Annotated in this window: 21 protein-coding genes and 1 rRNA gene; 13 read left to right on the top strand and 9 right to left on the bottom strand. The window is 43.8% G+C overall.

All coding sequences use genetic code 11. From position 1 onward, the window contains the following. From rrf to V7K76_RS17995, 4 genes are all read left to right on the top strand, one after another. Positions 1–90 (top strand): 5S ribosomal RNA (gene rrf, locus V7K76_RS34620); the annotation flags it as partial. 762 nt (positions 91–852) lie between these two features. Beyond that, positions 853–1,182 (top strand): hypothetical protein, encoded by a 330-nt coding sequence (locus V7K76_RS17985; RefSeq protein ID WP_334778251.1) that lies wholly within the window; start codon positions 853–855, stop codon positions 1,180–1,182. A 73-nt stretch (positions 1,183–1,255) separates the two neighbouring features. Next, entirely contained in the window at positions 1,256–1,804 is a 549-nt protein-coding gene (locus tag V7K76_RS17990) for a GIY-YIG nuclease family protein (RefSeq protein ID WP_334778252.1), read from the top strand. Positions 1,805–1,852: 48 nt separating this feature from the next. Continuing rightward, the gene (locus tag V7K76_RS17995; protein WP_334778253.1) at positions 1,853–3,316 is read left to right on the top strand and encodes a protein kinase domain-containing protein; all 1,464 of its coding nucleotides are present in this window, start codon (positions 1,853–1,855) and stop codon (positions 3,314–3,316) included. A 163-nt stretch (positions 3,317–3,479) separates the two neighbouring features. On the opposite strand, the gene V7K76_RS18000 is transcribed toward V7K76_RS17995, so the two are convergent. After that, on the bottom strand, positions 3,480–3,659 hold the full coding sequence (locus V7K76_RS18000) for a hypothetical protein (protein ID WP_334778254.1): 180 nt from the start codon (positions 3,657–3,659) through the stop codon (positions 3,480–3,482). On the opposite strand from V7K76_RS18000, the gene V7K76_RS18005 reads away from it, so the two are divergent. The 4 genes from V7K76_RS18005 (at position 3,658) to V7K76_RS18020 (ending at position 6,474) form a co-directional block, all read left to right on the top strand. Next, complete coding sequence (locus V7K76_RS18005; RefSeq protein ID WP_334778255.1) at positions 3,658–3,831, top strand: hypothetical protein; 174 nt, start codon at positions 3,658–3,660, stop codon at positions 3,829–3,831. The two genes, V7K76_RS18000 and V7K76_RS18005, sit on opposite strands and share 2 nt — an antisense overlap. 135 nt (positions 3,832–3,966) lie before the next feature. Next, positions 3,967–5,370: a 3-isopropylmalate dehydratase large subunit gene (leuC, locus tag V7K76_RS18010; RefSeq protein WP_334953451.1), complete on the top strand. Its 1,404-nt coding sequence runs from the start codon at positions 3,967–3,969 to the stop codon at positions 5,368–5,370. A gap of 144 nt (positions 5,371–5,514) precedes the next feature. Continuing rightward, positions 5,515–6,123 (top strand): 3-isopropylmalate dehydratase small subunit, encoded by a 609-nt coding sequence (gene leuD / locus V7K76_RS18015; protein ID WP_334778257.1) that lies wholly within the window; start codon positions 5,515–5,517, stop codon positions 6,121–6,123. Positions 6,124–6,303: 180 nt separating this feature from the next. Further along, positions 6,304–6,474: a hypothetical protein gene (locus V7K76_RS18020; RefSeq protein WP_334778258.1), complete on the top strand. Its 171-nt coding sequence runs from the start codon at positions 6,304–6,306 to the stop codon at positions 6,472–6,474. Positions 6,475–6,541: 67 nt separating this feature from the next. On the opposite strand, the gene V7K76_RS18025 is transcribed toward V7K76_RS18020, so the two are convergent. Then, on the bottom strand, positions 6,542–8,470 hold the full coding sequence (locus tag V7K76_RS18025; RefSeq protein ID WP_334778259.1) for a protein kinase domain-containing protein: 1,929 nt from the start codon (positions 8,468–8,470) through the stop codon (positions 6,542–6,544). 164 nt (positions 8,471–8,634) lie between these two features. Between V7K76_RS18025 and V7K76_RS18030 the strand changes: the two genes are divergently transcribed. The 5 genes from V7K76_RS18030 to V7K76_RS18050 all read left to right on the top strand — a co-directional run bounded on the left by V7K76_RS18030 (position 8,635) and on the right by V7K76_RS18050 (position 14,211). Continuing rightward, complete coding sequence (locus V7K76_RS18030) at positions 8,635–9,123, top strand: hypothetical protein (RefSeq protein WP_334778260.1); 489 nt, start codon at positions 8,635–8,637, stop codon at positions 9,121–9,123. Between the two features lie 7 nt (positions 9,124–9,130). After that, positions 9,131–10,795 carry an RluA family pseudouridine synthase gene (locus V7K76_RS18035; protein WP_334778261.1) on the top strand — a complete coding sequence of 555 codons (1,665 nt, stop codon included), beginning with the start codon at positions 9,131–9,133 and terminating at the stop codon, positions 10,793–10,795. A 205-nt stretch (positions 10,796–11,000) separates the two neighbouring features. Beyond that, positions 11,001–12,227 (top strand): precorrin-6y C5,15-methyltransferase (decarboxylating) subunit CbiE, encoded by a 1,227-nt coding sequence (cbiE, locus tag V7K76_RS18040; RefSeq protein WP_334778262.1) that lies wholly within the window; start codon positions 11,001–11,003, stop codon positions 12,225–12,227. Between the two features lie 192 nt (positions 12,228–12,419). Further along, a complete protein-coding gene (locus V7K76_RS18045; protein WP_334953447.1) occupies positions 12,420–13,193 on the top strand; it encodes a nucleoside phosphorylase in 774 nt (257 codons plus the stop codon). Between the two features lie 430 nt (positions 13,194–13,623). Beyond that, complete coding sequence (locus V7K76_RS18050; RefSeq protein ID WP_334778264.1) at positions 13,624–14,211, top strand: retropepsin-like aspartic protease family protein; 588 nt, start codon at positions 13,624–13,626, stop codon at positions 14,209–14,211. Between the two features lie 214 nt (positions 14,212–14,425). Here the strand turns inward: V7K76_RS18050 and V7K76_RS18055 are convergent, their stop codons facing one another. The 7 genes from V7K76_RS18055 to V7K76_RS18085 form a co-directional block, all read right to left on the bottom strand. Continuing rightward, positions 14,426–15,247, bottom strand: coding sequence for an NADPH-dependent oxidoreductase (locus tag V7K76_RS18055; RefSeq protein WP_334778265.1), 822 nt, complete (start codon positions 15,245–15,247; stop codon positions 14,426–14,428). Positions 15,248–15,357: 110 nt separating this feature from the next. Then, positions 15,358–16,473 (bottom strand): sulfonate ABC transporter substrate-binding protein, encoded by a 1,116-nt coding sequence (locus V7K76_RS18060; protein ID WP_334778266.1) that lies wholly within the window; start codon positions 16,471–16,473, stop codon positions 15,358–15,360. A gap of 256 nt (positions 16,474–16,729) precedes the next feature. Then, complete coding sequence (locus V7K76_RS18065; protein WP_334778268.1) at positions 16,730–17,491, bottom strand: class II aldolase/adducin family protein; 762 nt, start codon at positions 17,489–17,491, stop codon at positions 16,730–16,732. Next, positions 17,475–18,149 carry a cysteine dioxygenase family protein gene (locus V7K76_RS18070; protein WP_334778269.1) on the bottom strand — a complete coding sequence of 225 codons (675 nt, stop codon included), beginning with the start codon at positions 18,147–18,149 and terminating at the stop codon, positions 17,475–17,477. The genes V7K76_RS18065 and V7K76_RS18070 overlap by 17 nt, the downstream gene beginning before the upstream one ends. Beyond that, positions 18,150–18,416 carry an RRXRR domain-containing protein gene (locus V7K76_RS18075; RefSeq protein ID WP_334778270.1) on the bottom strand — a complete coding sequence of 89 codons (267 nt, stop codon included), beginning with the start codon at positions 18,414–18,416 and terminating at the stop codon, positions 18,150–18,152. 132 nt (positions 18,417–18,548) lie between these two features. Next, positions 18,549–19,670: an LLM class flavin-dependent oxidoreductase gene (locus V7K76_RS18080; protein WP_334778271.1), complete on the bottom strand. Its 1,122-nt coding sequence runs from the start codon at positions 19,668–19,670 to the stop codon at positions 18,549–18,551. A gap of 116 nt (positions 19,671–19,786) precedes the next feature. After that, the gene (locus tag V7K76_RS18085; RefSeq protein ID WP_334778272.1) at positions 19,787–20,839 is read right to left on the bottom strand and encodes an aliphatic sulfonate ABC transporter substrate-binding protein; all 1,053 of its coding nucleotides are present in this window, start codon (positions 20,837–20,839) and stop codon (positions 19,787–19,789) included. Positions 20,840–21,454 lie beyond the last annotated feature (615 nt).

Consider the following 21,454-nt stretch of genomic DNA (forward strand, 5'->3'; position numbering starts at 1 on the left):
ACTGAACCCTTCCCGAACTCAGAGGTGAAACGCTGCTGCGGCCACGATAGTTTAGGGGTAGCCCTACGCAAAAATAGCTCGATGCCAGGTTTATTATTTATACTTAAAGCCCCACGCTTACATCATAGCTTGGGGCTTTTTGTTTATCCCAGCATTCATGCCACATTAGGTGGGTTAATTTAAAAATTGAAGTATTTACCGAAAAATAGACTAGATAAAGAAAGGTGGCTCTTCCGTACCTGTTATGCTATAAGATGTCTGCAAATAAGTTTGAACCCCTTATTGTGCAATAATAACAGGCATTATGATTATACTGCAAACGGCTAATATCTGGACTTTACGGGATGGTATAAATTTCAGAGGGAAAACTTGAAGAAAAACTTTGCGTACCTACCCTGCGGGAAGGCGTTCGCGTAGCGTCTCGTAGAGAATGGCCTACGGGTTTACCTCAGCGAACCTCTGCGTTTAAAAGTAAAATTCCTAACCGTTTTTAGTATACCATTTGAGTCTTCGTGCTGAAATTGAGGTTATAATCGCCTCTAAACCTTGATTTTAAAGGAAAATTTTGGGGTTTAATTAAAATTTCAGCATAACACCTACTGAAGAACCAGAAAGATTTTAACTTCTAAAACTAAATTTAGATTTAGATATGGCGATCGCGTCACAAGAAAGTGCCAAAATGGATTTTGCTGACACCCAAAACTTAATTATGTTTCAGAGAATTAGGCTTGTTTTTTCAACACAGGGTTACAAGCTGGACTTAGTTGCCTGATAATTTTGTATTATCATGTATAATATGTTGCTTTTTCTTGATATCATTTAGTCGTTAATAACTAGCTATTAATACAAAAAATGTCACTTAAAATAGTTCATAGCTTTGATGCCAGTTTCACTCTTCAAGCACAAGCTCAAGAAACTCTATTTAATTTGTTGACAAGTGTTGCTTTCTTGAACCAAATTTGCCAACAGTTGGGATGTGAGCAACTTAAATTTACAGAATTACTTTTCCAGCCAGTTCCTTACAGCTTAACTACCACAAAAGGAATGCCAGCAGAATTTGAAAAATATCATGAATCTGATGAATATGCCATTATTAATGTGCCACCAAATTTCATGTTCAGTGCTAAGATTTTCCAACCCAGTCGCCTTTGTGCAATTTACCAAAAATTGGGTAATGGTTAATTATTCAAGATTATTTTTCCCTAATTAGCAATTCTCAATTCTGAAGGCAAATAGTAAGTTTAATATTTTATGTATGGCTTCTGAAACGAATCTTTCTTCTTTAGCAGTTCTGGAATACATTCCTTATATCGACGATCGCGGCCAACTACCCGAACAATTTCAGGGTAAAATTGGTGTATATGCTATTTTTGACCAAGAAAAAGCGCTGCAATTTGTAGGATACTCTCGTGATGTTTATCTCAGCCTTAAGCAGCATTTAGTCCGCCAGCCACAGCATTGCTATTGGGTAAAAGTTCAAACTATTGAACGCCCCAGTCGCACAATCTTAGAAAATACTGAAAATGCTTGGATTGCTGAAAATGGTAGTGTGCCCTGGGGCAATGGGGATAACAAAGAAAAATGGACTCATCCCATTGATGTCAAAGTAGTAATGACACCTGAAGAACAGGCAAAATATCAGAATCCAGCTAATGATGAATTAGCACAAATAAAAATTATTAAAAATGTAGCACGGAGAGTAGAAGCAGAAATTTCAACGCAATTGCTAGAAGTGCGCGGTTTGCAAATGCAAATTCGCTTCAATCCTAAATTGAAGGAAGAAGGTTTACTAGATTTGAAATGAAGGTAGTTTTGGGGAAAACTATCTTATGAATATCGCTTGTAATCTCCTATGACAATACAACTGCTGAACGATCGCTATCAAGTTATCCGCACATTGGGCGCTGGTGGGTTTGGTGAAACCTATCTAGCTGAAGATACTTATATGCCTTCAAAGCGCCATTGTGTGGTTAAACAGCTAAGACCGATTCACAACAATCCCCAAATTTACCAGTTGGTGCAAGAGAGGTTTCAACGCGAAGCAGCTATTTTAGAAGAACTCGGTGGTGCAAATGAGCAAATTCCGGCATTGTATGCCTACTTCTCCTCAAGCGGACAGTTTTACTTAGTTCAGGAGTGGATTGAGGGCGATACCCTAACTGGAAAAGTCCAGAAGCAGGGGCTATTTAGTGAAGGCGCTGTCCAGGAATTATTCATGAATTTATTACCCGTCCTGGATTACGTTCATTCCAAGTATATCGTTCACCGCGATATTAAACCGGATAATATCATTGTGCGCCATCGAGACGGTAAACCAGTACTGATTGATTTTGGGGCTATACGGGAATCGATGGGAACAGTAGTAAATTCCCAAGGCAATCCTACTAGTTCGATTGTAATTGGTACGCCTGGCTATATGCCGAGTGAACAAGCCGCAGGTAGACCAGTTTTTTCTAGTGATTTATACAGTTTAGGAATGACGGTAATTTATTTGCTGACTGGTAGACAGGCGCAACAACTAGAAACCAATTCCCAAACGGGTGAAATTGTGTGGCGACAGTATGCGAGTCATGTTAGCCCAATTATGGCAGGACTTATTGATCAAGCGATCGCTTATCATCCACGCGATCGCTACCCCACAGCCAGAGCAATGCTGGATGCTTTGCAGAGCATAGCAAATCCAATTCCACTGACACAACCCCTCTTGACTCAACCGACTGTAGTCTCTGCACCGCAGCCTCAGACGCTATCTGTCAAGCCGCAGCCTACCCCTCAAAGTAATCAACCAAATGGTATTCTCATCGGTGCTTTAGTTGCAGGTGGGCTAATCGGTGCATCTGTGATTATTAGTCAAGTGTTACCAAAATCTTCTCAACCCATAGTAGACAAAGCGGTATTACCTACAGAAACACCCTCAACTATCACCAGCCCAGTGATAGAAACTCCCAAATTTACACCAACTCCCCCATCTGTTCCTATTCAATCTACACCTTCCTCAACTACATCAATACCGCCAGTTGATACCACGACTCCAAACAATTATTTCTGGCTTTCCCAAAGACTTGTAACTGATACAGATTTGAATGGTAAGAACGGTTTTGAACTAGATATTATGCGAAATTCGATTTTTGCAATTCATGGTCGTCGTTTTAGCACTGCTGAATTACAAAATTACTTTGATAACCAATCTTGGTATCGTCCTATATATTCACCAGAAGAATTTCCACCTAAATTGCTGACAAAATTAGAGCAACAGAATGTAGAATATATCAACAAATATCAAGACCGTAACGGCTTGAGATATTTCAAGAAATAAGTTTTTCATAAAGGGAGAGTGGCAATAACTCCTGCGGATGGTTCTACGTCTCGTCCTTCGAGTTGCCTGAGTTGTGTAGGCGTAGCCCGTCGTAGACATCGCAGAACTGAATGGATTTTTTGCTATATGCCTTTGCGCTGCCAACGTTGAAAATGCTCCTCAGTCAGTCTAGCACAGCCAGCAAACTCGCCTTTATAGCAGTGCCAAAATCAATCAGCACAGTATCACCAGTTAGGTTAGTTTTGTACCCATCTTGGTAAGCCGCAATGCGAACTAAAACACCATTAACGTCTGACTCCCATCTGCCATCGGCGACCTTATCAAAACAAAAAGGATTTCCCATGACCCAAGACAGTCCAGACAGATTAGACCGGATAGAAGCGACATTAGATAAGCAGTTGCAAGTAAATGCTGATCTGAGAGTAACAGCCGAAGCCCTGCTACAAACCGTTCAAAATTGCATCTCACTATTTCGGAGAATTTTCGCATTTACTACCTCAAAGGCGATCGAATGACATCGCTAATTCTCTGCGTACCTCTGCGCTTACTTCTGTGCCCCTCTGCATTTAAAAATATTTAAGTTATCTGCAAAAACCGAGACTCTTTTTTGATACTATTTAAGGCCGGACTCCTTAAATATTGATTGACGTATGAGCAAAGGTACCCTGTTTGATAAAGTTTGGGACTTACACACCGTTGGTACACTTCCCTCAGGGCTAACGCAACTATTTATCGGGCTTCATCTAGTTCATGAAGTCACCAGTCCCCAGGCCTTTGCTATGTTACGCGAGAAGGGTCTAAAAGTACTGTTTCCAGAGCGGACTGTGGCCACGGTCGATCATATTGTGCCCACAGATAATCAAGCGCGTCCCTTTGCCGATAGCTTGGCAGAGGAAATGATTCAGGCGCTTGAAGAAAATTGTCAAGAAAATAACATAACTTTTTACAATATTGGTTCTGGCAGTCAGGGTATAGTTCACGTCATCGCCCCAGAACTGGGAATTACCCAGCCGGGAATGACGATCGCTTGTGGAGATAGTCACACTTCCAGTCATGGGGCATTTGGTGCGATCGCATTTGGCATTGGTACTAGTCAAGTCCGCGATGTTCTTGCTTCCCAAACCCTTGCCCTTTCCAAACTGAAAGTCCGCAAAATAGAAGTTAACGGCACTCTCAACCCAGGAGTTTATGCCAAAGATGTAATTTTACATATCATCCGTACCCTTGGCGTGAAAGGTGGTGTGGGTTATGCCTACGAATTTGCAGGGACGACCTTTGCACAAATGAATATGGAAGAAAGGATGACTGTCTGCAATATGGCGATCGAAGGCGGTGCTAGATGCGGCTACGTCAATCCCGATCAAGTCACCTATGATTACCTCAAAGGTAGAGATTTTGCTCCCAAAGATGCAGATTGGGAGCAAGCAGTAGTTTGGTGGGAATCCATCAAGAGCGATGCTGATGCCCAGTACGATGATGTAGTGGTATTCGACGCGGCGGAAATTCCTCCTACCGTTACTTGGGGGATTACTCCCGGTCAAGGTATCGGTGTCAATCAGTCAGTGCCTCAACCAGAAGAACTGCTAGAAGAAGACCGATTTATTGCCGAAGAAGCTTACCGCTACATGGATTTATATCCTGGTCAACCCATCAAGGGTACCAAAATAGATGTCTGCTTTATTGGTAGTTGCACCAACGGCAGAATTAGTGATTTACGAGAAGCGGCAAAAATCGCCAAAGGTCGCCATGTTGCAGAAGGAATCAAAGCCTTCGTTGTCCCTGGTTCTGAACGGGTGAAGGAAGAGGCGGAAGCTGAAGGACTGGATAAAATCTTTCAGGAAGCTGGATTTGAGTGGCGTGAACCGGGATGTTCCATGTGCCTGGCCATGAACCCCGATAAGTTAGAAGGAAGACAGATCAGTGCCTCCTCATCTAATCGCAACTTTAAAGGAAGACAGGGTTCCTCTTCCGGTCGGACATTGTTAATGAGTCCGGCGATGGTCGCCACTGCTGCCATCAAAGGCGAAGTCTCTGATGTGCGTGAGTTGCTGTAACTTTGGGGACTGGGTATTGGGGACTGGGTATTGGGGACTGGTAATTGAAATACCTATTACTATTCCTCATATCCTCATCCTCCCTAGTCCCCAGTCCCCAGTCCCTTTTTCAACAGGCTGTCATTGAAATAATAGATAAAATCTATGGTGAGTGAAGTTAAAACGGTTTCAGGACGCGGTATACCCTTAGTGGGCAATGATATAGATACCGATCGCATCATTCCTGCACGATATTTGAAAGCCATTACCTTTGACGGCTTAGGTGAAGGCGCGTTTATCGATGATCGGAAAGCACTTAAAGGTGAACATGCCTTTGACCAACCCCAATACCAAGGCGCGAAGATTTTAATAGTCAACCGGAACTTTGGCTGTGGTTCATCACGGGAACATGCACCCCAAGCGATCGCTAAATGGGGAATCCAAGCTTTAATTGGTGAAAGCTTCGCGGAAATCTTTTTTGGTAATTGTGTGGCAATGGGCATACCTTGTCTGACAGCCGATGCTGTTACTGTTAAACAACTGCAAAAGTTAGTCACTGCCAATCCCCAAGCCGCCGTCACTGTAAATCTGGAAACCTTGCAAGTGCAAATTGATGATTATACCGCCCCAGTTGCGATCGGTGAAGGGACAAGAAGCACATTTATTTCTGGAACTTGGGACGCTTGCGGTCAGTTGGTAGCTAACGCTGACCAAGTTCGGTCAACGGCTGCAAAATTACCTTATGTAGGTTGGGGCAATTTAGCTGCAAGTTAGCGACGTGTAGAAAATTCGTTTGTGTCGCCGCGATTTCTAATCGCCTGGTATATTTGCTTTCGTTGAAATGCTTCCCTTTCGGGACTTCCAAATCAAAAAATACCCATTAACTCTTGTGGGGTGGGCGTCTCGCCCGCCCAATTTATCTGGCGGGCAAGATGCCATTGGTGTCAACTTAACGTGAAAGCAAGTCTGGAAGCAGCTTTTAGATTGCCTCGTTCCCAGTCTCCGACTGGGAATGCTTGTCTTTGGGGCTACCGCCTCTCTTTACTGGCGGCAGAGCCACTTTTGAGTTGCATTTCCAGCCGGAGGCTGGAAACGAGATTTGAAAAGGGTTTTAGCTTAAGTTGACACCAATGGCAAGATGCCCACCCCACAATATTGGATAAGAGAAGGAGCTTAACTGAACTGTATTATCTTAAAAGCCACTCTTAGGAGTTTCTATAGTATTAGGACTCTCTGTAGTAGTAGGTTTCTTAGTATCGGGAACTTTCTGTTCGGTACTCTTTTGATTACCTTGATTTTCTAGCGTAGTTAGTGCCTGTTTTGCCAGATTTGCGGCTGCTTGTTTAAATAATGGTTCTATTTTATTTCGCCAATATTGAGTATTCGGCAACTTTTCAGGATGGTTTCTATAATCTAAAACCTTATCCCATTTACCATCATCTATTGCTTTGTTGATCTCATTAGACAAAGCCTCAGCCTTCGCCCAATCTTGCTGCCACTGGGCAATCATTTTCCCCGTCTCTTGGATACCAGAAGCAGCATTTGCCGGAACTGACCTCAAAAGTGCGATCGCTCCTGTTATATCCCCTGAATCATACTTCTGTCTTGCTTGTTCTATAATATTGGCACTGTTATCACTAGGCTGCGATCGTTCTGATTTCCCAGCATCGTCGGCTGACCCCTTCGACTTTTCTGGTAATGAAGTTGTGACATCCCGCGATTTTGATTTTGTCTTGGTAGTCGGTCGATTCGCAATCGAGCTACTATCATCTACAATCTTTGTTGCAATGCCTTTTTCGCGTAGGCAAGAACTCCATTCTTGATTATTGGTTATCTCATCCGAGTCAACCCAAGCTAAACGACCAGGTTTAAGTTTAATTTCTACCCAACCTGCTTTTGTCCGCTTGCCAGTCACCTCGAAATTGGTGTTATCAGTAACAGTTTGCAAAACGTTATTAGAATTTATCGAACTAGGTTTAGAACGGATATTAGAACTTCCCGCGACAATAGCCAAGCATTTGTCTGTTAAGGCAGTATTATTACCTGTAATATTTAAAGCGAAATTTTTCACATTTGGATATACATTGGCTACCAAAGCAGCCGCACCACCCGCCAATAATATGCCAATTAATATCGGCCAAGGGTCGGATTTCTGAGAATCTTGACGCCCAGGTTTCGCGCGGACAGGATTTGCCGGTGCAACTGCAACAGTTTGCAGGCGAGATACTTGAGGCTGGGATTTAGCTACTTGGTAGCTGGAATTATTGGCGGCTTCTTGAGATGTGGAAAGTGCTGCTACAGGATTAATTGCCTCTTTACAGGCTTGCAATGCCTCCGTGGCGCTTTGGTAGCGGTCTTTGAAGTGATAACGTACCATCTTAGACAAGACTGCCGCCAGTCGATGGTTCACGGTTACTGAATGACGCCAGATGATTTCGCCCGTTTCTGGGTCTTCTTGCAATTCTGTTGGCTGTAATCCTGTTAATGCTTGAATGGCAATCACACCAAGGGAATAGATATCGCTGTTGGGACGGGGTTTACCTTGCCCTTGTTCTGTGGGCATATAGCCAGGAGTGCCAATAACCACTGTCGCCGAAGCTTGTCCGCCCACTGCTACCATTTGTGTACGCAGTTGCTTCACTGCCCCAAAATCTACTAAAACTAATTTATTGTCGGAAGTGCGACGAATGATATTATCCGGTTTGATATCGCGGTGAATCACGCCTTGGCGATGGACAAATTCAAGAATTTCTAAAACTTCCTGTAACAGTTGAATTACCTGGCTTTCATTCCAGCGTTTACCAGGGATAAGTTCTTCAGCTAAGGTATGTCCTTCAATATATTCTTGTACTAGATAGAATTCTTGATTGTCGTCAAAATACGCTAGCAGCCTGGGTATTTGGTCATGATTGCCCAGTCTTTCCAAGGTTTCGGCTTCACTGTTGAATAGGCGTTTCGCAGTATCAAAAACTCTGGGGTCAGTTCCGGGTTTAAGGTGCTTAACAACACAGATGGGATTGCCAGGCCGTCTAGTATCTTCAGCAATATAGGTTTGACCAAATCCTCCCATCGCGAGGACTCGAATTACTTGGTAACGATGATCTAGTAGCTTGCCTATCATATTCCCTCCCCAGAGTTCTTACCTAATTTTCCAGCTAGTAATAAATATCTCCAAATTTTCTTCAATGAAATCCGCTATCTTGAGAAAAGATTTAGATTAAAAACGCAGCTTTTTAATAAACACAGACTGTTTATTTTTCTTTATAGTGCCCCTGTTTACTACCAATGCCACCTAAAATAACAAACTCAGTTGCATGGCAACAGGCTGAAATCCTCATGCAGCCTGCTTTCATTCGGGTTATCGACAATCTCCGCAAGCTGCTTGATGAATCTTCCTGGACGGGAACTTACCATGATGTCCTGATTTGGCCGCCTAGCACCACTGATGAAATCAAAGCATTGGTGACTGAGTTGTTGCAAGCAATGGAAACTGCAACGCCCCAAGAAGCAGATGAAATCAGAGAGACTCTGGCTCGTCTGCCGATGCCCCATCCAGGATATCATCTACGTTTAGAGCGTCAACAGCAGCAAGCAAGTATCGATTTGTGGGAACTGTGTTATCAAGTGTGTTTTCTTAAATACAGCCCAGTTGAGGAATCTGCTGATGTTGATACTAGTTTAATTGATGAACTCGGTGAAGTGGATTGGCTGCGTTTGGATGCGAAGGCAAAGGAGTTAGTTGAACAGGCGTTTGCTAAATTACCAGAGAGTTGAAGCCTGTATGGTAGTTCTGCATCCACTTTCAGATTTCATCGACTGCGATGCGATCAGCGACTCATCTTGTAGCTATTGGTACGAAGGCCGCTGTCTAGAAAGTGGCAATCGTCTAAAATTACCCCGCACCTCAATGTCTGAAGCGATCGCCCACGGACTAATGCAAGAGTTAGCTAATAATGACTGTTATTCTTGTGAAGGCAAGATGTATGGCATCTTATTGGTTGAACTGCCTAATGGCGAAAAATGGGTACTAAAAGCCTTCTCCGGTCTTTTAAATGGTTGTAGTGTTGTTGATGGTTGGGTGCCACCAATTCCAGGCAGAGACGAAGTTGCTTTCGAGGAAGCCCGCACTTTGGCGCAGTTAGACGCGATTAAGCAAGAACTTCTGACCTTGAAGCAACTGACCGAACGCCAGCAATATGAAACTCTATTAAATGATTTTGAGCAGCAGTTGCAAGCAATGAGCGATCGCCATCGCGATTGCAAACATCAACGACAGGAAAAACGTCAGCAAATCTGCAAGACACTCAGCCCAGAAGCACTCACTATTGCTCTTGAACAACTCGATGAAGAGAGTCGTCAACAGGGAATTGAGCGACGACAACTTAAACGCCAGCAAAATGCCGTATTACAACCCCTGCAACAGTTAATTGCAGCAACAGATACGCGAATTAGTGAACTGAAACAACAGCGAAAAGCACTATCCCGTCAATTACAAGCTCAAATGCAGGCTAGCTATAGCTTGACTAATTTTTCTGGGCGATCGCAATCATTGCAAGAATTGATGCCAGGAGGTTCGCCCACTGGTACAGGAGACTGTTGTGCCCCAAAGCTGCTTCATTATGCAGCAACACATAATCTCAAACCGTTGGCAATGGCAGAGTTTTGGTGGGGTGCATCTTCAGCAAATCAGGACAAAATTCAGGGAGAATTTTATGGAGCATGTGCGGAGCGATGTCAGCCATTGATGGGGTTTTTGCTCTCAGGGTTAAGACCTAACCCCCCAACTCCCTTGCCTTGCAGGGAAGGGGGAGAGGTCACTTTACCCATTATTTATGAAGACGAATGGCTAATTGCAGTAAATAAACCTGCTGGATTACTTTCGATACCTGGCCGTTATCGCGATCGCCAAGATAGTATCTTGAGTCGCTTAGGTCATCTGTTACCGGATGGCATGGCGCTTGCATCTGTGCATCGCCTAGATCAAGAAACTTCCGGGATTTTGTTGTTAGCACGCGATCGCCAAACCCATCGGCAACTTAGTCAGCAGTTTCAGCAACGCCAGGTTCACAAGGTTTATGAAGCCATACTTGCCGGTGTTGTAACAGTTGAGCAAGGTGTAATTAACTTACCATTGTGGGGAGATCCTGAAAATCGCCCCTATCAAAAAGTTGATTGGCAGCATGGCAAACCCAGCTTGACACACTTTCAGATAATGGCGAGAGAAGGAGACTACACCCGCGTAGAATTTACGCCACTCACCGGACGCACCCATCAATTAAGGGTTCATTCAGCTGATGTGCGAGGACTGGGGATAACTATTTTAGGCGATCGCCTTTATGGATGCTGTGCAGTTGCCAGTCGGTTACATCTGCACGCCAGAGAACTTCGCTTCAAGCATCCGCAGTTAAATGAAACTATTCATCTACATGTAAAGACACCGTTTTGAGTAACCGTTCACGGGGGAAATTAGGCTACCAGGAAAAATAAGTAACGCTATATAGGACTCATATTTGATTTTTGAACAAAACTCAGTACACCTTTATTTCTTCTTCCCAGTCCCCAGTCCCCAGTTCCTTACCTCTACGAGTGATTCAGAAATCAAATCGGATTGCTATAGCTATGAAGTAGTGATTATTAATTATGAATTTGATATGACAGAGAAATGGCTTTCTATTGTCGGCATTGGGGAAGATGGGTTACAGGGATTAAGTGCGATCGCTCTTTCCCTAATCACTCAAGCTAAAGTAATTGTGGGAGGCGATCGCCATTTAGCAATGCTCCCTACAGATGACCAACGCGAGAAACTAGTCTGGACATCTCCCATTAGCACTTCAATTGACGAAATCATCCAGCGTCGGGGTCAGTCAATCTGCGTACTCGCAAGCGGCGATCCCATGTGTTACGGCATTGGTGTCACCTTGATGCGGCGAATTCCTATCTCTGAAATGACAATTATCCCCGCACCTTCAGCCTTCAGCCTCGCCTGTGCCAGAGTTGGATGGTCTTTAACTGAGGTGGAAACCTTGAGTTTAAATGGTCGTCCATCCTCCTTACTCCAGTCTTACATTTACCCAAAAGCGCGGCTATTAATTTTGAGTGAGGGTAAAGACACACCCGCCATTGTTGCCCAAATTTTGACAAATCGCGGCTATGGTGGCAGCAAAATCACCGTACTGGAGCGTATGGGCGGCGTTCATGAAAAAATTATCAAAGGTACGGCTGCATCTTGGGGTGAAACTGAAGTTGCAGCTTTGAATGCGATCGCAGTTGATTGTATTGCTGATGCTGGGGTGATCTCATTACCAAAGTTACCAGGATTACCAGATAACGCCTATCACCACGATGGACAGTTAACTAAACGTGAAGTTAGAGCAATTACCCTTGCAGCTTTAGCACCCACACCGGGAGCGCTGTTGTGGGATGTTGGCGCAGGTTGCGGCTCAATTTCAATTGAATGGATGCGGAGTAATGCACGATGTCGAGCGATCGCGATCGAACAAAACTCATCTAGACTACTTTACATTGCCGATAATGCCAGCACTCTCGGTACTCCAAATCTGCAAATTATTGAAGGGAAAGCGCCCTATGCCCTGAAAGACTTGCCAACACCAGATGCTATTTTTATTGGTGGTGGGGTGACAGCAACGGGACTTTTTGATGTTTGCTGGGAAGCACTAAGGCCAGGGGGGCGTTTGGTAGCAAATGTAGTGACGGTAGAGGGTGAGCAAACTTTATTTCAATGGCATGAGCGAGTCGGTGGCGATTTAACTCGTATTGCCATTCAACGGGCGGAACCTATTGGTAAATTTCTGGGCTGGCGAGCAATGGCGCCTGTGACGCAATGGGTAGTAGTAAAGTCTGAAAAACTTAATGGATAATGGTGTATGGGTGCGATCGCATTTATAATTTGGTGATAACTCAATATAGTTCAGATCAGCCCAGAACACTTGTAGAGACGGCGATTTATCGCGTCTCCCAAACCCAAAATTTTTGCCAGTAGCCCCTTTCACTAAACCACAAACCTTTGAAATAACGTAAAAATAGAGGTTTTAGCTATCGTCTAAAATTGAATGGCAAATAAACGCTTTTATCACATTGGCTTTGGGCAAGATGATTTGGGTTCATCACCTCCCAGCATTGCCCTATTATCTGGCGATCCAGAGCGATCGCGTCTAATTGCCCAAACTTATTTACAAAATGTACGCGTGTTGTCAGAAAATCGCGGACTCAATAGCTATGTGGGATACTTACCTAATGGTCGCCGTATCTTATCAGCTACAAGTGGCATGGGTGCGCCTTCATTAAGTATTGTAGTCAATGAGTTGGTACAAGTAGGAATCCGGCAAATTATTCGTATTGGAACTTGTGGTTCTATTCAACCTTATATACCAGTCGGTAGTGTTGTCATTAGCAGTGCAGCATTATGTCGCCAAGGTGCAGCTTATGACATTGCACCTGTGGAGTATCCAGCCGCAGCCGATCCTTTTCTGACAGTCGCTTTAGTTAAAGCCGCACGAGAATTAGAGGTTGAACATTACATCGGAATTACGGCATCAGTTGATACTTTTTACGAAGGGCAAGAACGCACTGACTCAGCAAATCCATATTTAATGCGATCGCTGCATGGCATTACAGAAGAATATCGCCGCTTGAATATCTTGAATTACGAGATGGAATGCGGCACATTATTCAAAATGGCAGGAGTGTATAATTTTGCAGCAGCGGCCATTTGCGGTGTAGTAGCTGGGCGTACTGTTAGCGAAAATATCATTCTAGAACAAAGAGACATTGCTGTGAAAAATGCGATCGCAATTGCTGTAAATGCAGCAGATAAATTTGAGTAAGCTAACAAATTTATCTTACAGCTATTTACCTGAAAACTACTGTAATTAGGATGTCACACTTAATCTGCTCTAAGTGTTATTATCATGTCTTTACCTAATCTTTAATTTATCAATCAGTAATCCTAGTTAAGATGTATTGAGTAAAATGCAATTTTATTTTATAAAGGCACATAAGTAAAAAATAACTATAGCGCTTTTTCGTTGAATCTAATATGTACCTAACCCATTATCTATAAGGTAAAGGGAGTAATATTGTATATATATCTCCTTTGAGTAGAGAGGTCATAGCGTATTGCATATAAAAGATAACTGCTATATATAAATATGGTGTTTTTGGATTAATAATCTGGATTTTTGACACAAATTTTCGCAGTATTTATGAGTAATTTACTTATCAACAAATATCAGAAAAATTGGAGAGCCATATAATATGAAGAATGCTTGGAAGCGTTGGATTACGACCGTTAACCTAGCTGCAATGTCTACGACGGGCTACGCCTACGCAATAATGCCGACCCTGATATTTTTAGCATTCTCTCATCAAGCAACAGCAGACGATCCAGGAGCGTGTTACATGGTAACTTCCTCTGGTAAAACTGTTGGATTAGGAAGCCTTTGTGGCAATGGTAATATAGTTGCACCTCCAGACAACAAAGTTTTTCGAGTTCCCATCAAACGCCGTTTTGGTGGAACTCCTGTGATTGATGTCACTTTCAATGACAAAAAAACCTTTGAAATGATAGTAGATACAGGTGCTAGTGGAACGATTATCACTCTAAATATGGCGAATACACTTGAACTTCAGGCTACGGGTACAATGCAAGCCCAAATTGCTGATGGTAGCGAAGTAGAATTCCCAACTGGTAAGGTCAAATCCATTGCAGTCGGTGGAGTTACAGGTAATAATCTTCAGGTAGCGATCGCACCAAAAGCAAGCATCGGCTTACTGGGCCACGATTTTTTTGGCAACTATGACATCAAGATTCTAGAGAAAGAGATCGAATTTCATCACCGCTAATGCTTGCAGTTTGAAAATTTAACTTTGTGAGAAAATAGAAGTGCGATCGCCCCTCATCAGAGAGACAACCGCACTATGATTATTATGCTTAGGGAACTCCAAGAAATAAATTATCCAATATTGTGGGGTGGGCGTCTCGCCCGCCCAGTCCATAAGGCGGGCAAGATGCCCACCCCACAAGAGTTAATTGAATATTTTTTTATTTGGAAGTCCCTTACAGCAACTTGAAGCCGAGGTTATTGAGAATTTCACGCAAGCGATCGCGTCCTCTCAAAGCCTCCACAGTTGCAATCCGTTGGGCTGAGTGTTCTGACCAATCGCCAGCAATATTCATCTTTTGTTCAGTATAAAAGTCTTTGATGATGTTGTTGTAGTGAGCGATCGCTTCTTCTTGTTCTGCTAATTTATAGGTTTCATGGTGCAGCACAGCTGTCTGGGGTAAGCGTGGTTTAATTGCTGCTGGCACTTCAGGATTTGGATAACCCACACACAACCCAAATACAGGGAACACAGAAGGCGGTAAATTTAGTAGTGCTGCTACTTCTTGAGGATGGTTTCGTAGTGCGCCGATATATACTGTTCCCAAACCAAGTGACTCGGCTGCTACAGTTGCATTTTGCGCTGCTAATGTGGCATCAATTGTAGCTGTCACAAAGGTTTCCAAATATTCTAAAGCGTCATGAGATAGTCCGCGACTGTCAGCAACATAACTTAGACGCGCCAAGTCTGCTAACCAAACCAAGAATAAAGGCACTTGCTTAATGTGTGCTTGATTTGACGCTAGTTTAGATAATTCTTCTTTGCGTTCTTGGTCTTCGATTGCAACTACACTCCAGGTTTGCAAATTAGAAGAAGTAGATGCAGATTGGGCGGCTGCAATTAGCAACTCCAGAGTTCCTGGTGGTAGAGGATCGGATACATAAGACCGGATGGAACGGTGTGATAGTAGTGATGTCAGCGAATCATTCCATTCAATTTCCGAATTGAAAGGAGTTTCACCGTAGCGCGATCGCAGTAGTTCTGTAGGATTAGTCATAATTAATTCCAAGATTTACATTTCAAAAGTTGTCAGTTGTTTGACTAATAGCAATTTCATCTGTCAGGGCATAGAGATGTATGCCCTGAAAACCGATTCATTGTACTAGTTTAAGTTTTTGGTGAAAAAGCAGCGTATTCTTCTTTTGTCAACACTGCATCTTTTACATTTACCTCTTTGGGAATTAACTTCAATTTGTAATATGTATCTGCAACACCTTGTTGGAGATTTATCAAATTGTCGTCAACTGGTACAAGCCCAAAAGTTCGTCTGTTAGTTGCCTTCCTCATCGTTTCTAGATCAATTCCTAACACAGGTGCAAGAATTTTTGCTACTTCTTCTCGATGGTTTTTAGACCATTCTTCGAGATTTTGAATTTCCTCCAGTATTGCCTTGACAGTTTGGGGATTTTCGGTAACAAACTTGCGGGTCATCAAATAATATCCTCCCTGTTTATTAATTCCCGTGCCATCAATCAGGACTCTGGCTTTAGTTGCCTCTTGAGCCGCTGCATAGAAGGGGTCCCAAATTACCCAGGCATCCACACTTCCCTTAACAAATGCCGCGCGGGCATCTGCTGGAGCCAAATATTTAGGTTCAATGTCTGTATATTTCAATCCAGCTTTTTCTAAAGCTTGGACTAACAATAAGTGGGCACTAGATCCTTTTTGAAAAGCAACTTTTTTACCTTTTAGGTCAGTAACTTTTTGAATTTTTGAATTTTGAGGAACAAGAATTGCTGAACCAGCCGGACTAGCAGCAGTACCAACAACGTAAGTTAGTGATGCTCCCGCAGCTTGGGCAAATATTGGCGGTGATTCTCCTACTGGGCCGATGTCAATGCTACCGACATTCATCGCTTCTAGTAGTTGCGGCCCCGCCTGAAATTCAGTCCACTGTACAGTGATACCTTCAGGTGCTAAACGCTTTTCTAAAACACCCTTAGCTCTCAACAAAATAGTCGATTTTTGATAGCCAAATCTGACTACTTTTGCATTGGAGGCGGAATTGCTAACAGATGTGGCATTGGGATTAGGGGCATTAACAGTTGGTGTCGATGAACAAGCAGCAAATAGCAAGCTCAGACAAAGACCTGTAATAAAAGCCCCCACTATTGGCAAAGGAGAAGAAAAGAATAATTTATGTTGGTTGTTAGAGGGGATATTCCTGATTTTTATCAACGATATCCACTTGCTAATTAAGCGGCGAAAGATTTGGTTAATCATCAAAATGATTTCTCTGAGCGATATTAATACTATAAACTTATAGGTTTACTGGAGTATATAATATTCAGATATTCAAGGTAAGTTGATAATAAGTAACTGAACTGAGCGAAGTCTGAGCTACTCCCATACGGTTCAGCTACCCTGCTCTTAAGCAAGCTACAGTCGGGTTTAAATCCCCTAATGTAGCTCTCTTCTCTACGAGACACCGCGCGGAAAATTTTGAATTTTGAATATCTTAGTGCCAAAAAGCATAGTGCTAATTCAACAAATCAGGCTCTTCACGCACAATCCTGTCGTAAAGGGGCTGGAAACTGAACCACCCACTTGTATGTGATCCCACTTGAGTTTGGGTTAAACGGGCTGTCTCGTGTTTGATAGTAGTGGGTCTACCTGCTGCTTCTGCTAGCAATTGGGCTTGACACGATCGCTCTAAACTAATGTACCAGAAGGCAGCTTCATCTACTGTATGTCCCACAGTTAAAATGCTGTGGTTGCGTAAGATAATAGCTTTCTTTGACCCCAAAGCTTGGGCTAATCGCAGACCTTCAGAAGTTTCTAAAACAACACCTGTAAAATCGTCAAACAGGGCATGGTCTTCGTAAAAAGCACAAGAATCTTGAGTCAAGGGGTCAAGGAGACGGCCCAAACTAGACCAGGCTTTACCATAAAGTGAATGGGCGTGAGCCGCCGCAATTACATCAGGTCGAGCTTCATGAATCTGAGAATGGATGGCGAAAGCAGCTTGATTTACCTGAGCATCACCTTTAACCACCTCACCTTCTCTGTTAACTAAGATCAGGTCAGAAACTCGGATATGACCGAAGTATGTCCCTAATGGATTGACCCAGAAATGGTCTGTAAACTCTGGATCGCGAGCCGTAATATGTCCGGCGATTCCCTCACTGAATCCAAATTTACCAAACAGGCGAAAGGCAGCAGCGAGGCGTTGCTTACGGTACAGGCGTTCGTCTTCAACTCGATCAAATACTGGGGGTTGTGGTCTATCGTACTTGGGCATGTTCTTTTTCCTCTTCCTCTTTACAGGGAGCGTTGGAATATCCAGAGCGAAATGATTTGACGCTGTGAGATTCTGGGATGAACTGGTGACGCAAAATGCAACCAGTATCATTACCTAGAATATGGATAGATACAGATGCGCTCTGGGATGTGGTTTTGACGGCGTGGATATCACCATCTGGCGGTAACAGGCGGTAGATATCTCCTGGTTGAAGCGATCGCACTTCAGTTACTTGTAATTGTGCGTGTCCTTCGGCATCACCGCTATCTACACGGCGATAGACTGTTTCTTCTTGATTGCCTTGATATAAACCAATCAACCCCCAAGCTAAATGGTCGTGGACGGGAGTTGTGGAACCTGGGGGAATCACCAAACTGAATACTGACAGTGAGCGGTCTTTGGCGCGATAAAGTAGCCACTGACCAATACCGCCACCCATCCGGCTTTCAGGATTGACTTGGGCAAACTTTTGGGGTAGCCATCCCTGTTGAGCAAGGAGTTCTTGAAAATAGGGTTCTAGTCTAGCGAGAGTTTGTGGGCGATCGTCAACAGTACTAGCGCTAATTTCCCGCACCGTTGCGACAAAGGATCGTAGTTCCTGGCTCTCAATAAACCATTGGTCTTCCGGTAATGGTTCCAAAATCGTGTGGTTCGTCATTTATATTCCTCTGTTTGGGAGGCGACTAACATTAATACCAATTTTGTGATCTTTATTGACAATAGTACTAGTAGTTTTAACACCAGGGCGAATCTTAAAGCCAAGTTGCTCAAGTTTGAGATGAGAAAGGGACTCTTTCAGAATGATCGTAAAGGGATATCGCTGAAATACCGTAGCTTTACCTTGTGACAATAGCAGCCTAGCATGACTGATGCGTACTGGATATAACGGTTCTTGGTTGGCATCGAGAATGAATACTTTGGTCATGTAATTTTGAAATAATCAAATTATTTACAGCAGTTTTCAGGTAAAACAGGGAGTAGTGTAGCTCTGTGTACCTCTGCGATTACTCTGCGTACCTCTGCGTTGAAAAAAACTCCGATTTTACGCAACGCTGCACTAAGAGACAACAGCAGCTTGTCGCTCCCGGCGTTGCACTTCTGCGCGGACTAGGGGAATCACATCACGACCATAGGCGATCGCATCTCCTAATGGATCAAATCCCCGAATCAATAGAGTCGTTACCCCAGCATCATAGTAATCCACCAGGGACTCTGCGACTTGTTCCGGTGTACCAACGAGGGCAGTAGTATTACCATAAGCACCAGTCGCGGCGGCAATGGGCGTCCATAAGCGTTTGTCGAAAATTTCGCTTTCTTGAGCAAACTGTAATAACCGATTAGAACCCACTGCTTGCGGACGTGCTGAATTAAAGTAGGGAGTTATCGGTAGTTGATTTTCTGTTTTTGCAGCCCGAATTTCCTTAACCCGCGATAAAATCGAGTGGGCTTTTTCCCAAGCTTTCTTTTCAGTATCACCCAGAATCGGTCGCAACGAGACACTGAAGCGTGGCGATCGCCCTGGTGGTGTTACAGCTTTTACTTCGCGTATCCGTTCCTTAACCGCCGCAATGGGTTCTCCCCACATGGCATAGACATCACTATGCTTTGCACCCACGGGCACTGCTGCACCAGAAGCGCCGCCAAAATATAGAGGTATATGGGGTTGTTGTAAAGGCTTCACATCTGAGTAAGCATCTTTTACACAATAGAATTCGCCCTCATAATCGAAGGGAGTATTACTCGTCCACACCCGCCGCACAATATCGAGGTACTCATCTGTACGGCGATAGCGAGTATCGTGGTCAAGCCAATCACCATCGCGTTGCTGTTCGGCATCGCTGCCACCTGTAATAATGTGTACAGCAATGCGACCATTAGTAAAATGATCCAAAGTTGCCGTTTTCCGGGCGAAGAGTGTCGGAGCCACAAAACCAGGGCGGTGGGCGATTAAAAACTTCAACCGTTCTGTTGCCGCCGCCGCGAAAGAAGCCACAGTTAAGCCATCGGGGCCAGTTGAGCCATAACCAACCAATACCCGATCAAAACCACCCTCCTCATGTGCCTGAGCAAACTTGCGGACATAAGCGGCATCTATAGAACCACCTGTGATTGAAACTGTCGGCCCATCTAACTCAGATATTTGTCGCGTTCCAATCATCCCAATAAATTCAATTGGCATAGTGCATCACCTCGAAAATTACAAATCTTATTTGGGCATGGGGCATTGATAAAGAGGTAGAGGGACGGGGGGCGGAGGGGAAAACTCTTCTCACTTGCTCCCTGCTCCCTCTGCTCCTACTTAGCCGTGGGGCAGATAGTCGCAGCAACATCTACTCTTTTGGGTAAAATCTTTTGCTCTAGCATCCAGTCAGCAGTCTTCTGAATTTTGGCAACATCATCAGCATTCGGTGTGGCAAGTAGCTGCGGCCCTTGATTCTCTGTTACTCGCTTGGCTACGGCTGGAGAGATTTTGATGTCCTTGACCAGATATTCGGCTGATTTTGCCGTATTTGCATTCAACCAATCGTACTCCTCGCTTAAACCGCTAAAAGCAGCTTTCACGGCTTCTGGAGATTTAGCCGCCGCCTCATTACGCACAAGCATTACACTATAGGTAGGAGCTGGATGGGTTGTGGTGATTCTCCTAGCACCATGCTCTAATTCGGCAACTGAAACATAAGGTTCCCAAACTGCCCAAGCGTCCACAGTTCCTTGATAGAGGGCGGGTGCAGCATCAGTTGGCGCTAAAAATACACGCTGAACTTTATCTTTAGAAATTTTCTCTTTTTCCAATACTTTTAATAACAAATACTCACCTGCACCAGCTTGATTAACTGCAACTTTTTTACCTACAAGGTCAGCAGGCTTACGGATAGGAGAATCGCCCCGAACGACGATCGCACTGCCCAATGATTCTGGTCTGGGACGCTGGACAGCCCCAATACAAAGTTCCTGACCGGCAGCAATAGCTGATAACCCAGGAATGTCTCCACACCCACCAATATCGGCTTGATTCGCGCTAATTGCTTGCAGTAAGGTGGCACATCGGTCAAAGGGGCCAGCCCATTCAACTTTGATATTCTGAGCTGCAAGCTTCTTTTCTAACTCTCCTCGTTGACGTGCAATTGGTACTGCACCTCCCTTTTGATATCCCAGACGAATCAAACTAGTTTTCTCTTGAGTCTGGTTACTGACATTTTGGGCAGTGGTATTAGTATTTGCAGAGTTACTTGGAGCGCAGCCAGAAATCGCCAAACCTACCCAGGAACTAGCAATCAATAAGGCACTCAAGGATTTTGTTGAGCGTTGTGGCAATAAAAATAAGAACTTTTTGAATTGATTCAACAACTTTTTGATTACTCCTTTTATTAAAAAAATATAGATAATAATGAGAGTCTAGATATCAACTTCAGTACTCTCATAGTTACTACTCATTTAGGGATTTCCAAGTAACAAACTATCCAACTTTTGTGGGGTATCTCACAATCATTTATAGTTGGATATTTTGATTGGGAAGTCTCTTAACTGTGATACTAGTTCCCGTAAATACGGCAAGTCGGTCGGATAACCGTTGAATTAACTACAAGCAGAAATTATCACATACAAAGTTAAAAAGCAAGTCGATTGTCATAGTTCTGTACAGGAGGAACGCAAAAAGGTGGCATTGTCCATCTCATCTGGATGTGTATCATTCGTCCACAATGCCAAAAAGCAAGGAAAAGCTTTACAACCCCTTCGGGGCGGGAGTAGGGAGTAGGGAGTAGGGGATATATTAGCCCTCGATTTAGGTTTAAAGCCGTACAACTCTTAGAGACGCTACCGCGTAGCAAGATCCCCGTAGGGGTACGTCCCGCTACACGCTAACGCCTGCAAGTGGCGCGAACGCGAACAGCGTCTCGTCAGAGAAAAAATCCTTGTATTGCATATTGGTTGAAACCCCGCTTTTCGGAAAAGCCTGCTTAG

The organism is Nostoc sp., from assembly GCF_036917975.1.
Classification (GTDB): Bacteria; Cyanobacteriota; Cyanobacteriia; order Cyanobacteriales; family Nostocaceae; genus Nostoc.

Coding starts and splice junctions, on each gene's coding strand:
- V7K76_RS17985 (WP_334778251.1), top strand. CDS start 853: ATGTCACTTAAAATAGTTCATAGCTTTGATGCCAGTTTCACTCTTCAA.
- V7K76_RS17990 (WP_334778252.1), top strand. CDS start 1,256: ATGGCTTCTGAAACGAATCTTTCTTCTTTAGCAGTTCTGGAATACATT.
- V7K76_RS17995 (WP_334778253.1), top strand. CDS start 1,853: ATGACAATACAACTGCTGAACGATCGCTATCAAGTTATCCGCACATTG.
- V7K76_RS18005 (WP_334778255.1), top strand. CDS start 3,658: ATGACCCAAGACAGTCCAGACAGATTAGACCGGATAGAAGCGACATTA.
- V7K76_RS18000 (WP_334778254.1), bottom strand. CDS start 3,659: ATGGGAAATCCTTTTTGTTTTGATAAGGTCGCCGATGGCAGATGGGAG.
- leuC (WP_334953451.1), top strand. CDS start 3,967: ATGAGCAAAGGTACCCTGTTTGATAAAGTTTGGGACTTACACACCGTT.
- leuD (WP_334778257.1), top strand. CDS start 5,515: ATGGTGAGTGAAGTTAAAACGGTTTCAGGACGCGGTATACCCTTAGTG.
- V7K76_RS18025 (WP_334778259.1), bottom strand. CDS start 8,470: ATGATAGGCAAGCTACTAGATCATCGTTACCAAGTAATTCGAGTCCTC.
- V7K76_RS18030 (WP_334778260.1), top strand. CDS start 8,635: ATGCCACCTAAAATAACAAACTCAGTTGCATGGCAACAGGCTGAAATC.
- V7K76_RS18035 (WP_334778261.1), top strand. CDS start 9,131: ATGGTAGTTCTGCATCCACTTTCAGATTTCATCGACTGCGATGCGATC.
- cbiE (WP_334778262.1), top strand. CDS start 11,001: ATGACAGAGAAATGGCTTTCTATTGTCGGCATTGGGGAAGATGGGTTA.
- V7K76_RS18045 (WP_334953447.1), top strand. CDS start 12,420: ATGGCAAATAAACGCTTTTATCACATTGGCTTTGGGCAAGATGATTTG.
- V7K76_RS18050 (WP_334778264.1), top strand. CDS start 13,624: ATGAAGAATGCTTGGAAGCGTTGGATTACGACCGTTAACCTAGCTGCA.
- V7K76_RS18055 (WP_334778265.1), bottom strand. CDS start 15,247: ATGACTAATCCTACAGAACTACTGCGATCGCGCTACGGTGAAACTCCT.
- V7K76_RS18060 (WP_334778266.1), bottom strand. CDS start 16,473: ATGATTAACCAAATCTTTCGCCGCTTAATTAGCAAGTGGATATCGTTG.
- V7K76_RS18065 (WP_334778268.1), bottom strand. CDS start 17,491: ATGCCCAAGTACGATAGACCACAACCCCCAGTATTTGATCGAGTTGAA.
- V7K76_RS18070 (WP_334778269.1), bottom strand. CDS start 18,149: ATGACGAACCACACGATTTTGGAACCATTACCGGAAGACCAATGGTTT.
- V7K76_RS18075 (WP_334778270.1), bottom strand. CDS start 18,416: ATGACCAAAGTATTCATTCTCGATGCCAACCAAGAACCGTTATATCCA.
- V7K76_RS18080 (WP_334778271.1), bottom strand. CDS start 19,670: ATGCCAATTGAATTTATTGGGATGATTGGAACGCGACAAATATCTGAG.